The organism is Pleionea litopenaei (assembly GCF_031198435.1).
Classification (GTDB): Bacteria; Pseudomonadota; Gammaproteobacteria; order Enterobacterales; family Kangiellaceae; genus Pleionea; species Pleionea litopenaei.
In genome coordinates this window covers 1,092,362-1,105,567 of sequence record NZ_CP133548.1, presented here as the reverse complement: position 1 = coordinate 1,105,567, position 13,206 = coordinate 1,092,362, and the positions used below count along the sequence as shown (strand labels likewise).

Genomic DNA, 13,206 nt, shown 5'->3' with positions numbered 1-13,206 from the left:
AAGGGTGAGTCCCATGGATGGGACGAATAATCCCGATTGGTGAGATGCACTGAAGGAAGAACGGAAAGTTAGCGTAAGATTAGAATGAATAGAATAAAGCCCCTTATAAAGGGGCTTTTTTATTTGCGAGAGCGGATAAGATTTGAACCCTTAGGTTCGACAAAAGTGCCGGGAGCACTTTTGAACAACGTGAATACGTTGGCCCTGACGAAGGAAGGGTGAGTCCCAAGGATGGGACGAATAATCCCGACGAGTGAGTGCCCCGAATGAAGAACGGGAAGTCAGCGTTAGGTTAGAATGAATAAATAAAGCCCCTTATTAAGGGGCTTTTTTATTTGCGAGAGCGGATAAGATTTGAACCCTTAGGTTCGACAAAAGTGCCGGGAGCACTTTTGAACAACGTGAATACGTTGGCCCTGACGAAGGAAGGGTGAGTCCCATGGATGGGACGAATAATCCCGATTGGTGAGATGCACTGAAGGAAGAACGGAAAGTTAGCGTAAGGTTAGAATGAATAGAAAAAAGCCCCTTATAAAGCAATGTAGATCAGATAAGGATCGGTTGACCGATCCTTCTGATGAGAGACAATCGGAAACCTGTTTATAGGTTTCCGATTTTTTTATGTCTATCCAAAACTGTTTTGCCGACTTTCTTGAAGAAAGTCCCGTTGATGTCGCTCAGTTAACCACTTTCTCTGAGCATATTCCTGATGAGTGGATTGCCAAAGCGGCAACACTTTCCGATAAAGCGACTATTCGCCGACGTCGTTTACCTAGTGATATGGTTCTTTGGCTCATTGTCGGGATGGCGTTCTTCCGCAATGAGCCTATTGCAGAAGTAGCCCGGCGAATGAATGTCTGTGCAGAAGGACTGGCTGATGAGGAGTTGTTAGCAAAAAGTGCTCTAACGCAAGCAAGACAACGTCTTGGTAAAGCCGCTCCGGAATGGCTGTTTAGGCAATGTGGTCACACTTGGGGTCTAGAACGTTACCCTGAAGATACTTGGCAAGGTTTACAAGTCTTTGCTGTTGATGGTGCTCTTTTTCGGACCGCTGATACACCGGAACTAAGAGAACATTTTGGTTCAGGTAATACATCTAGTGACAGGCAGACACCTCATCCGGTATTAAGGGTGGTCACCATGATGAATGTTCGCTCCCATGTTATTGTGGATGCAGCCATAAGCCCATATCGTCGTGGAGAAATTGCCCTTGCTATGCCCTTTATTAACTCCCTACCTGATAACTCTGTAACCTTATTAGATAAGGGGTTTTATGGCGCAGACTTACTGCTTTCTCTCCAAAATAGTGGCTCGAACAGACATTGGTTGTTACCTGCAAAGAAAGGGGTGAAATACACACTTCTGGATGAGAAAGAGAGCGATGACATGCTGGTTGAAATGAAAGTCTCTCCACAGGCACGCAAGAAGAATCCTAACCTACCTGAGAAATGGAAAGTCAGAGCAGTCACCTATCAAGTTGCGGGTAAGCAGAAAACCGTGTTTACGTCCCTGTCTAGGGAAGACTACGATGCAAAATCCGTCGCCGAGCTTTATCACGAAAGATGGGAAATTGAATTGGGGTATCGAGACATAAAAAGTTCGATGCAACACAATGCTTTGGTGTTGAGAAGTAAGACGGTCGAGCTTGTCTATCAAGAGTTATGGGGGCTATTACTTGGTTATAACTTGGTGAGACGAGAAGCCAGCCAAGCAGCAGTAGAGCATGGTCGAATGCCCAACGAAATCAGTTTTAAGTACGCTTGTCAGTTCATTGCGAGTCAACTAAAAGTGATGAGTAAAGCGGTGTCTCCGGGTAATACGCCAAAGCGTCTGAAAAGTCTGCGTGGCGACTTGTCTATCCTTTTTATAGACAAACGCCCTAAGCCTAATCGGCCTAGGGCGGTAAAAATATCAAAGACCCGATATCCTGTTAATCGCAAGGCAGCTCCGCTTAAGTGAACTACGTTGCCTTATAAAGGGGCTTTTTTATTTGCGAGAGCGGATAAGATTTGAACCCTTAGGTTCGACAAAAGTGCCGGGAGCACTTTTGAACAACGTGAATACGTTGGCCCTGACGAAGGAAGGGTGAGTCCCATGGATGGGACGAATAATCCCGATTGGTGAGATGCACTGAAGGAAGAACGGAAAGTTAGCGTAAGGTTAGAATGAATAGAAAAAAGCCCCTTATAAAGGGGCTTTTTTATTTGCGAGAGCGGATAAGATTTGAACCCTTAGGTTCGACAAAAGTGCCGGGAGCACTTTTGAACAACGTGAATACGTTGGCCCTGACGAAGGAAGGGTGAGTCCCATGGATGGGACGAATAATCCCGATTGGTGAGATGCACTGAAGGAAGAACGGAAAGTTAGCGTAAGGTTAGAATGAATAGAATAAAGCCCCTTATAAAGGGGCTTTTTTATTTGCGAGAGCGGATAAGATTTGAACCCTTAGGTTCGACAAAAGTGCCGGGAGCACTTTTGAACAACGTGAATACGTTGGCCCTGACGAAGGAAGGGTGAGTCCCAAGGATGGGACGAATAATCCCGACGAGTGAGTGCCCCGAATGAAGAGTATTCCAAATAGAGACTTCCCGAATAATGGGTAACCTTGAATGTTTTGGGAAGGGTGTATTTCAAGGTGCATCATTTTTGCACTAAACCATCAGTGTTGCGCCAAACCAACAGAATGCCTAAACTGCGCCCTATTGTTTTCTATAGTGAGTGTTGCCTTGAGTTTTAGTGCTGTTCAAGAAAAGTTCAATGAGCTACAAAGAGATTACTCTGTACTACAAAGTTGGCGGCTCACCCGCGATCATGCAAAACGCCGAGCAGGGGTTTGTTATCCACTGAAGAAGCGTATCGCAATCAGTCATTATCACATTCAGCTTAACAGTCTTTCGGTCGTTATTGACACTCTCGTCCATGAAGTGGCTCATGCGTTGGCCTTTGAGCTTCATAATGAGACAGGGCATGGCCCGCATTGGAGGCGTTGGGTGACGCGGCTGGGAGGGGAGGCCAAAGTTACCGGTAATTTCTCGGTTCCTGAAACCCACTGGGTGTTAGTGCACAAACAATCCGATTCTTTAGTGCAACTGGCTCGGCGACATCGGAAAAATAAACGAATTAAAGATTTCATATTAAAAGGTCGGCCAGACACTCGTGGGCAACTATTTTATGTCTCTTCGGCACAGTTTTTGGCTTGGCAGTCCGGCGAATTATTGCTCTCAGAGGTAGAGTTAATACAGTAGCTTAACTCGTGTGAAATCAGGCTTTCTAGGTGATTGACATGTCGATGTAAAGCTAGCAAGATCACTGAAAAATTTAACTAGAAGATATCTGAATATGAAAACCTATGAATTGTTTTATTTTCCATCGTGTCCTTATTGTCAAATGGTCCTTGCTGAACTTTCTAATTTATCCGTTAAAGTTGAATTAAGAAATATTATGGAAAATATGGATTTCCGTAACGAGCTAATGGCGGGTGGTGGAAAAACTCAAGTACCTTGCTTAAAGACCGTCGATGAAGGAAGTGTTAATTGGTTGTATGAAAGCATGGATATCATTCAATACTTAAAACAACAATAATTAGAGTTGGAGCTGCCATCGTGATTGAACGTCAAGTGTCAAGCAAGTGTAGAGAAGGGTTCCGTCGCAGTAAATGGTCTTTTGCCGGCTTACTCTTTGCCTGTGCGCTACTAACGTTGAATCCATTAAATGCTGACGAGCATCGCCAGTTGATTCAAACTGCTTGGCAGCATGTGATTCAGTCATCCGGAGAGCGACGTTGGTTTGTTCTGAGCTTACCAACGGGTGAATATATTCAGTGTGAGAGCTATGGGAAAAAGGTTAGTTGCCCACTTCCCATTTGGAACAGTACGTTGCCAAAAGAAAAGTTTTTAGCGCCCAGCGACTTCTCAGCTACGCCTCATCCTGAACTTGCGGGTGCGATTAAAAAGGTCTTACTTCCAGGGCAACACGAAGGCGCAATTAAACAGGTTTTACAAAGCTATAACCGTCAAGCTTCAGAGCAATTCTTTAACTTGTATGATCGGAACGGACAGATTTCAGGTACTGGCAAAGATATGATTTTTGAATTAAAAGTCGATGACTCGAAAGCCATCGAAATTATAGAAAAATTATTCACCAGAGGCTATAAAGTCAAAAACCTAGATAAGCTTGCTCTAGAAACCGACTAAAGTGTCGAGTCTGAAGCTCGCTGTTGCTTAGTTAACGTCTACAGCGTCGAATGTCCGATATTAAAGCTCATCAACCGGCAAAGAGGTTCCATTGTCTTGAACAATGCGAATGTGTTTGTGTGTCAACTTTCGAGGGTCACTGACACCGCAAGAATGAGCAATCATTCCCACATCGTATTCAATGTATCGATGATAGCTCGCCACACGCTTAGCCTTTTCTAAAACATTGAGACCTTTTTGTAGCTTTTTATTGTGAGTGGTTATGCCGGTTGGGCAAGTATTTTTGTTGCACTGTAAAGCTTGAATACAACCGAGTGAAAACATAAATCCACGAGCCGAAACAACAAAGTCTGCGCCGATGCATAACGCCCAAGCGACTCGAGAGGGGGTAATCATTTTTCCAGAGGTGATTACTTTAATACGGTCTCTTAATCCAAATTCGGTGAGCGTTTTTACTAACCAAGGTAAACTTTCTCGGATGGTTAAACCCATGTAGTCCATTAGCGGTTGCGGAGCAGCACCAGTACCACCGTCAGCACTGTCAAGTGTAATGAAATCAGGAGCTGACTCAATGCCACGCTGATTAATCGACTCAAACAGTTGAACAACCCAAGTTAAGTCACCAAGAACCGCTTTAAATCCAACCGGCTTACCCGTTACGTCGCGAATATGGTTGATCATATCGAGCAAGTCATCGGGGCTTTTGATTTCTGGGTGAGCATTGGGCGATATTGACGCTTTCCCTTCTGCAATGCCTCGAATTTTAGCAATTTCAGAGGTTACTTTTTCAGCGGGTAAAATGCCTCCTTTTCCGGGTTTAGCGCCCTGAGACAGCTTTAGCTCAAACATTTTTACCTGATCGATTGCTGCGACTTCCTTGAGTTTTTCATCGCTTAAGTGTCCTTCTTCATTGCGAACACCGTATTTCGCGGTTCCGATCTGCATCACAATGTCACAGCCGCCAGCAAGGTGATGTTCAGATAATCCACCTTCTCCTGTATTCAACCAGCAACCAGCTTCTTTCGCGCCTTTTGACAGAGCCGTTATAGCTGGTTTCGATAAGGCGCCATAGCTCATTCCTGAAACATTAAAAAATCGCTTTGCGGTGTAGGGCGATTGACAATAAGGTCCGATAAGAAGTGGCGTAGCTTCTGTTGCATCTTCTTCGAGAGTTGGGAATGCTGAATTCATAAAAATGATGGTGCCAGGCTCGGTTAAATCTCTAGTTGAGCCAAACGCGATTGTTCGGTTTTCGTTTTTCGCTGCGCGATAAACCCAGCTTCGTTCGCTTCTGTTAAAGGGTAGTTCTTCTCGATCCATTGCAAAAAAGTACTGCCTAAAGAACTCTCCGAGGTGTTCAAACCAATAGCGGAACCGACCTATAAGCGGGTAGTTTCGTCTTATGGTGTGGCGAGTTTGTGTTATGTCTATGATATAAAGGACGATAGCTACTACTACCAAAAGAGTGAGTAACACCGCAAATGCAAATGCCAGATAAATCATTGCATTAAAAGCAATGGAGTCGATAGTCATGGTGCGTTGGTTCCTTTTTCCGCTAAGTGTCGTTGTTGACGTATAGAACGTTTATGCTGCGTATGACGTTGTTCTGTTAACCGCTCAGTTTGCAACCTACCTTTGAGTTTCGTTTTTACATAATCTTGCTCTAATAAAGGTCGATAATGTTCGAAATCAAGTTCTGGGAAAATCTCGTCGCAACCTAGCAACAGTTCGAAAAGTCGTTTTAAATTAATTTGATGAGTCTGTTGGGTTTTTTCAAATAGCCAGTCGGCTAACTTTAAAAAACGCGCAAAAGGGTTGTTACCAAGTAAAACAGGAAGTGTCGCACTGAAGCGCCCAGAATTACCAATCATATCCCAATAACGAGCAAAGCGATTCATTCTTTGCATGGTCATAAAGTCCACTGTACTCGTGGTCAGAATGTTATAGGGCGGTAATGGATTGAAGCGTAATTCGAACTCTTCTGTATGCCTAATGATGGGACTGCCTTTTAAACGCTTTAAGATACCCATTTGAATCTCATGTGGCTCGCATTGATAGAGCTGATTGAAACTGTCTTCAAAACTGTCAATCGTTTCGCCGGGTAAGCCGAATATTAAATCGGCATGAATATGAGCGGTTGTGTTGTGGCGTAACCATTGCAAATTGGCTTTTGATTTTTCATTATTTTGTTTGCGACTGATCAAAGATTGTACGTCTGGATTAAAGGTTTGTATGCCAACTTCAAACTGCAGACTACCGGCAGGGAATAATTTGAGCTTTTCTTTTAGTGCATCGGGTAGGTGATCTGGAATAACCTCAAAATGTAAAAAAAGATCATCACTCATTCGAGCTAAGAAAAAATCTAAAATAGTTAGCGTGGTTTTGACCTTTAAATTAAACGTTCGGTCTACAAATTTAAAATGTCTTGCGCCTTTATCGTAAAGTCGCTGCATTTGTTCTAGAAAAGATTCTAGCTCAAATGGATAACTGGTTTTGTCTAATGCAGACAAACAGAACTCACATTTAAACGGACATCCTCGAGAAGCTTCTACATAGATTAAGCGATGAGCTAAATCTTCTTGTGTGTAATAGGAGTAAGGAAATTGAATATCCGCCAATTTTAGAGCTTTTGAGCGAATAATTTTCTCTACCGGTTTGCGTTGATTCAAAATATCTCTGCACAGTTGTGGAAAGCTTAAGTCTGCAGCGCCAGTAATCACGTAATCACAATGCTTGAATATTGGATGTTGTTCGGTTTCGTAACTTACTTCAGGTCCGCCAAGGATGATGATTAAGTCGGGACGTAGAACTTTTAACTGAGCGACGACTTGCTGTGTTTCTTCTATGTTCCAAATGTAAACACCGAACCCGATGATTTTGGGCTCTTGCATTAGTAAAGACTCAACGATATCAATCGGCCGAGTTTTAATCGTGTATTCAACCATTTCACACTGTGGTTGTAGCTCTGCCATATTGGCGTAGAGGTAGCGTAATCCAAGGCTAGCATGGATAAATTTCGCATTAAGTGTCGTAAGGAGGATATTCTTCATTGAAAACAACTGGATAGATTGAAATACCGCGCCATGGTATCGCGATAAGCCTGGCTAATCCAGCCAAATTGGTTGGTTATTTCATGTACAAATTTGAAACCAGTCACATAATTCGTTAGGATCCTTCGGCTAGATTTTTATCATATTCCCAAATTTTTGATAATTTCAATGAGCGTGCCGCGCTGTTTTTCGCGCTAAACCAATGAGTTAGCGTGTCTTGGGGAATATTCTTTTAATAAATAAAAGGTCTCTTTATCTATGAATAAAGCTGTTAAATTTTCAGAAGATATCTATCCGATTGATTTAACTGAGGCGCCTAAGTTGACCGTGTTTACCCAACGTCAATTAGCGAAAATTCCTCAGTTCATGGCATTGCCCGATGAAGCTCGTAAAGGCGTAGAAGTTGCTGCTCTTGTGTTTCCTTTTCGCGTAAATGAATACGTAGTGAATGAATTGATTGATTGGAACGACTGGGAAAATTGCGCCATCTTCCGTCTAACGTTTCCTCAAAAGGCAATGTTAAGTGAAGACGATTTTAAAGCGTTGGAGCAAGCCTACGACGATGGCGACAAAGCTTTAATGAAAGAACACATTGAACGTATCCGTGAAGGACTTAACCCTCATCCTGCCGGACAAATGGAACTAAATGTACCTACTTTCAATGGTGAGCCAGTCGAAGGGATTCAACATAAATACCGACAGACAGTGCTGTTCTTTCCGACACAGGGGCAAACCTGTCACTCTTATTGCACCTTTTGTTTCCGATGGGCACAGTTTGTCGGAGACAAAGATCTAAAGTTTGCCTCTAAAGAAGTTGCCCAGCTCGTTGGTTATTTATCTGAACACAAAGAAGTTACCGACATCTTGTTTACTGGCGGTGATCCTATGGTTATGAAAACCAAAGCGTTAAAGTCTTATTTAGAAGCAATGTTAGAACCAGAGCTGGATCATATTAAAACCATTCGAATTGGAACTAAGGCGTTAACTTTTTGGCCTTATCGTTTTGTGACGGATGATGACGCAGATGAGCTAATTGAACTGTTACAAAAGTGTGTTGATGCTGGTAAGCACGTAGCGATTATGGCTCATTATAACCACTGGAAAGAACTTACCACGGATATTTCTAAAGTGGCGATACAGCGAATCCGTGCAACGGGAGCAGAGATCCGTAGTCAAGGTCCGCTACTAAAAGGTATTAACGACGATCCTAATGTATGGGCGAAAATGTGGCAGCTGCAAGTGTCGCAAGGCATTATTCCATACTATATGTTTGTTGAGAGAGACACGGGCGCACATCACTATTTTGAGGTTAAATTAGAAAAAGCTTGGAATATTTATCGTGATGCGCAACAGCAAGTTTCGGGCGTCTGCAGAACGGCTCGCGGCCCGTCAATGAGTGCGTCTCCGGGTAAAGTAGAAGTTCAAGGTGTCACCGAGATTAATGGGGAGAAAGTGTTCGCTTTGCGTTTTATTCAAGGACGCGATGCCGACTGGATCCAACGACCATTTTTTGCAAAGTACAATCCTGACGCTACTTGGTTGGATCATTTAGAACCTGCTTTGGGAGAAGAGAAGTTTTTCTTTGAAGACTAGTTAAGTCGCTTCTTTGCATTGGTTACAAAAAAGTCGATATTTTATCGACTTTTTTATTTTTCGGGACTTGAAAAAGGTTTTGGGAATCCCATATTAGTAGTCAAGCGATGCCTGATTAGGGTCGCTCTGAAGCTTTTATGTCTTAGCCTGCAGAAGCATGAGCAGGACATAAAGCGATGAATTTAAAACTTATCTTGCTATATATTAGGAGATTTTTATGACTACTCGATTCAATTTAACCCCTTTATTTCGTCAATCTGTTGGATTCGATCGCTTCAATGATTTATTTGAAAACGTGTTTCAACGTGAAGATACCAGCGGTAATGGGTATCCTCCCTATAACATTGAAAAGTCTGGTGACAATGAGTACATCATAACGATGGCCGTTGCTGGATTTACTGAAGACGATTTAGAAATCAGTGTCAAGAAAGATACTTTGACGGTCGCTGGTAAAATTGCGGAGAAAGAAGCGGAAGAAGGTGTTCAATTCCTCTATCGCGGTATTGCTACTCGAGCATTTGAGCGTCATTTTAGGTTAGCAGACCATGTAGAAGTGAGCAGTGCTGGCCTAGAGCATGGATTATTAAAAATTAAACTGACGCGTCAAACACCGCAGGAAGAGTTAGTTAAGAAAATTTCAATTAACAACAGCTAGAACAAGCAAAAGTTACGAGATAAAAAAGGCCGCTAAGCGGCCTTTTTTAATTGAGGGACTCACTAGACTTTCATGCAGCAATTTGATCTTTGCTTTGTGGTCGTTGAATCAACTTGTAGGGCAATCGATTTTGATCAATCGAATTGATATGACCTGTTCTTCGATACTCGTTCACTGCTGTGTTGACCGTTGAGCGATCAAGATGTGGAGAAAGCATCTCGATAAAGTCATACATATAGCTACGAATATATTGCTCTTCGCGAAATCCAACCCAGGTTGTGCATGAGGGTAATATGTCATGAGTACTGACCGCAACCAAATCATCGTCAGTCTCAGGATCATAGGCCATGCTAGCTGCAATACCGATGCCTAAGCCTTTACGAACATAGGTTTTGATAACGTCGGCGTCTCTTGCAGTGATTGCGATATTCGGACTCAAGCCTTCTCGAGCAAATGTATCTCGGAATGATGAATGTCCGTTTTGATTAAACACATAAGTAATAATCGGATACTGAATAAGGTCTTTCAGTTCAATATCGTCCAACTTCGTTAATGGGTGATCTTTGGGCATTAGTATCGCTCGATCCCAGTGGTAGCAGGGGAGAGATACGGTATCGCTGTTTTTAGCACCGCTGCTGCTAGCAATGGCAAAGTCAATCAAACCGTTTCGCATCATTTCGGAAATTTGTTCAGAAGTACCTTGATGCAAGTTTAATTTCACATCTGGGTATCGTTTACGGAACTCCTGTAAAATGTCGGGAAGTACATATCGCGCCTGAGTATGGGTAGTGCCGATCGATAATGAACCTTCTTGTTCATTTTGTAACTCATGCGCCAGCTGTTTGATGTTCTCTACTTCATGCATAATATTGGCGGCTTTTTCTAACACTAGGTTTCCAGCATAAGTAATGCCGTCGAGACTTTTCCCATTTCGAGAAAATAAGCGAAGGCCTAGTTCTTCTTCAAGCAATTTTAGCTGTTTACTGACGCCTGGCTGAGAGGTATACAATTTCTCGGAGGCTGCAGTAATATTCAATCCATTTTCAGCGATGGCCAATAAGTAACGAAGTTGTTGTAATTTCATTTTTTATCTCCCTATTTGATTCTGCAAAGGTGGTCTGGACTGGCCAATTACCATGGTTGCAAAAGTACAAATTGGGGCGTGTGGTTTAGTGACAGTAGTGAGTTTCATAGTTTTCTCCAGTTTTTTGGTTGCGTAAAAAATAAAAAAGCCGCTTTGCTTGAGGCTTGGCGGCTTTGTAGTTTAAGTGTTGTGCTCTTACAAATGCCGCTCGGCCGTAATACATGTCCATGCATACACGGGCTTGGTTTTAATAAAGAGAGCGGTCATTTTGTGCATAGCTTCAAATCTTCTCGATGACTTTGGTTATTTCAATAAATTCTTTGGTTATCGTAATGAAATAATGCTTTCTTATCTCAAGTGTATCTCAAATTGTATCTGAGATTATTATAACCATATCATATACGTTAATGTACAGCGTTTTTTTAGCTTAAATTCTGCTTCGGCTCTTTTGGACGTCTAGCAGTCTTTATGTCTGAAAAGCTTATATGCTATTTCTACATGACCAAAAGGCATAAGTCAATAATTAACCAATGAGAACATAACAAAAAGTTATTGTATCAGTACCAACCTTTATTTCTTATCTACCCAAGCAATACTTAAAGTGGCGGTATATCATTAATCACTCAGTTTATAGAATATAACCGTTAGTTATTCTTACGGTTAGATGGAGAAGTTTCATGCGATACGATTCAATTTTAGACACTATTGGGAACACACCTGTCGTTAAGTTACAACGACTGGCTCCTGCGCACGTCGACCTTTATGTAAAAGTAGAATCTTTTAATCCGATGGCTTCAGTAAAAGATCGACTGGCAATTGCCATTATTGAAGACGCTGAACGCCGCGGCGTGTTGAAGCCAGGGCAGACAGTTATCGAAGCAACCTCTGGAAATACAGGCATTGCCCTAGCGATGGTGTGTGCGGCTAAAGGCTATCCCTTTGTCGCTACAATGGTCGAAACGTTTTCTGTTGAGCGTCGTAAGCTGATGAAGGCTTTGGGCGCAAAGGTAATTTTGACACCTGCCGCTGAAAAGGCGACTGGCATGGTTAAACGAGCAGAGCACTTAGCTGAACAAAATGGCTGGTTCTTGGCTCGACAGTTTGAAAATCAAGCGAATCCTGCATACCACCGAAATACGACGGCAGCTGAGATACTGCGTGATTTTGCAGGGCACTCTCTCGATTACTTTGTGAGTGGTTATGGTACTGGTGGCACAATTACAGGCGTCGGAGAGGTATTAAAAGTCGCTCGACCGGATATTCAAGTGATCGGTACTGAGCCATCTGGTGCAGCGCTTTTAGCAGGAAACGAATGGAAGCCGCATAAAATCCAAGGTTGGACTCCAGACTTTATTCCGGCGGTAATGAATCGAGAAATCATCGATCAAGTGATACCGGTTGATGATGAGGTGGCGCGAGATACGTCACTTCGTTTAGCACGAGAAGAGGGTATTTTCGTAGGCATCTCCGCTGGTGGTACACTAGCAACCGCGCTAAAAGTAGCTGAACAGGCGCCGGCGGGAAGCACCATTTTAGCCATGCTGCCTGATACGGGGGAACGCTACTTAAGTACCTTCCTTTTCGAAGACATAACAGAAGACTCTGATGATGAATGGCTTGATTCATTAGGCGTCGGTTAAGGCTTTGGTTTTGAGCTAATGTCAGAAGGATCAAAGCAAAAAAAGGGTTGGTTGCCCAGTTGGTTGCGATTGTTTGAAAGCCAACCCTTGGAGTCTCTCGAAATCTTAGAGGTTACTCCGTCATTTTCAGATGAGAACACTCGAGTCTCCAAAAACGAACATGAAGGTGATCACGAGAAGACCATTGAAAAAGGTTACTCGCTGTCTAATCGAACATCCGGCAGCGATGCTGAGCGGGAGTTAGGGACTGGGCAATCATACTCCTCTCGGTAAGTGAATACAGCGGCCAGTTTGGTTGCTTCAGTATAGTTCCGAGTCGCTGCGTGCAATAGTCTGCAATGAAACAACAATAAGTCACCCGCGTCTAAGTTCAAATGAACTTTTTGCTTTAGAATCGTTTGGTTCTGTTTAATATCTTGTCTAAAGAAGCTCTTACTATCGAACTGCTCAGCACTAAATACTTCTTTGTGGCTACCTGGAATGACCATTAAACCCCCGTTATCGGAACTTTCTGCTCCTAATGCAAACCAAGCTGAAATCAAATTGCCTTTGCTGTACTTCCAGTATCGAATATCTTGATGCCACCAACTGTCGCTACTAAACGCAGGCTGCTTTGTCATGATGCAGTTATGATGTGCTCGAACTAATAAGGCAGAATTATTTAATAGTTGTTCTATTGCTGAAACAACATTTGAATGGGTTGCGCATTGATAGAAGGACTGATCTCTGTCTGCCGCTTGCAGTAGACGGCGTATCACTCTTTCGGGATCCTGCTCTGGAGAGGGGGCTCCGGGGTATTGGAGTTCAGATTCTAACTCAAATGGTTTAACACGTTCGACTAAGTGCTGTTTAGCAATTTCTAACGCAGGTTGCCAAATGTCTTTGGGTATAAAGTCGCGTAACAACAAATAACCTTGTTGATGAAAATCATTGACTTGCGAAGGAGATAACATTTGCTTGACGACTCTACTACTCAATTTAAAATGGGGAC

General features: G+C 42.8%; 11 protein-coding genes. 7 read left to right on the top strand and 4 right to left on the bottom strand.

Annotation, left to right across the window (positions count from 1 at the left end; genetic code table 11):
• Positions 1–621 precede the first annotated feature (621 nt).
• From Q9312_RS04885 to Q9312_RS04870, 4 genes are all read left to right on the top strand, one after another.
• Positions 622–1,959, top strand: coding sequence for an IS4 family transposase (locus Q9312_RS04885; protein WP_182293610.1), 1,338 nt, complete (start codon positions 622–624; stop codon positions 1,957–1,959).
• A gap of 767 nt (positions 1,960–2,726) precedes the next feature.
• Entirely contained in the window at positions 2,727–3,245 is a 519-nt protein-coding gene (locus Q9312_RS04880; RefSeq protein ID WP_309203459.1) for a SprT-like domain-containing protein, read from the top strand.
• Positions 3,246–3,339: 94 nt separating this feature from the next.
• Positions 3,340–3,582, top strand: coding sequence for a glutaredoxin family protein (locus Q9312_RS04875; protein WP_309203458.1), 243 nt, complete (start codon positions 3,340–3,342; stop codon positions 3,580–3,582).
• A gap of 20 nt (positions 3,583–3,602) precedes the next feature.
• The gene (locus Q9312_RS04870) at positions 3,603–4,193 is read left to right on the top strand and encodes a hypothetical protein (protein ID WP_309203457.1); all 591 of its coding nucleotides are present in this window, start codon (positions 3,603–3,605) and stop codon (positions 4,191–4,193) included.
• Between the two features lie 60 nt (positions 4,194–4,253).
• Here Q9312_RS04870 and Q9312_RS04865 read toward each other — a convergent pair whose 3' ends face one another.
• Entirely contained in the window at positions 4,254–5,726 is a 1,473-nt protein-coding gene (locus Q9312_RS04865) for an FMN-binding glutamate synthase family protein (protein ID WP_309203456.1), read from the bottom strand.
• The gene (locus Q9312_RS04860; protein ID WP_309203455.1) at positions 5,723–7,243 is read right to left on the bottom strand and encodes a B12-binding domain-containing radical SAM protein; all 1,521 of its coding nucleotides are present in this window, start codon (positions 7,241–7,243) and stop codon (positions 5,723–5,725) included. Before Q9312_RS04860 ends, Q9312_RS04865 begins: the two co-directional genes overlap by 4 nt.
• Before the next feature lie 258 nt (positions 7,244–7,501).
• Here Q9312_RS04860 and Q9312_RS04855 point away from each other — a divergent pair, with 258 nt between their 5' ends.
• On the top strand, positions 7,502–8,836 hold the full coding sequence (locus Q9312_RS04855) for a KamA family radical SAM protein (protein WP_309203454.1): 1,335 nt from the start codon (positions 7,502–7,504) through the stop codon (positions 8,834–8,836).
• Positions 8,837–9,053: 217 nt separating this feature from the next.
• Positions 9,054–9,491: an Hsp20 family protein gene (locus Q9312_RS04850; RefSeq protein ID WP_309203453.1), complete on the top strand. Its 438-nt coding sequence runs from the start codon at positions 9,054–9,056 to the stop codon at positions 9,489–9,491.
• A 70-nt stretch (positions 9,492–9,561) separates the two neighbouring features.
• Here Q9312_RS04850 and Q9312_RS04845 read toward each other — a convergent pair whose 3' ends face one another.
• Positions 9,562–10,575 (bottom strand): LysR substrate-binding domain-containing protein, encoded by a 1,014-nt coding sequence (locus Q9312_RS04845; protein WP_309203452.1) that lies wholly within the window; start codon positions 10,573–10,575, stop codon positions 9,562–9,564.
• Positions 10,576–11,252: 677 nt separating this feature from the next.
• Here Q9312_RS04845 and cysK point away from each other — a divergent pair.
• Entirely contained in the window at positions 11,253–12,215 is a 963-nt protein-coding gene (gene cysK / locus Q9312_RS04840) for a cysteine synthase A (RefSeq protein ID WP_309203451.1), read from the top strand.
• A 194-nt stretch (positions 12,216–12,409) separates the two neighbouring features.
• Here cysK and Q9312_RS04835 read toward each other — a convergent pair whose 3' ends face one another.
• Positions 12,410–13,168 (bottom strand): phytanoyl-CoA dioxygenase family protein, encoded by a 759-nt coding sequence (locus tag Q9312_RS04835; RefSeq protein ID WP_309203450.1) that lies wholly within the window; start codon positions 13,166–13,168, stop codon positions 12,410–12,412.
• Between the last annotated feature and the right edge of the window lie 38 nt (positions 13,169–13,206).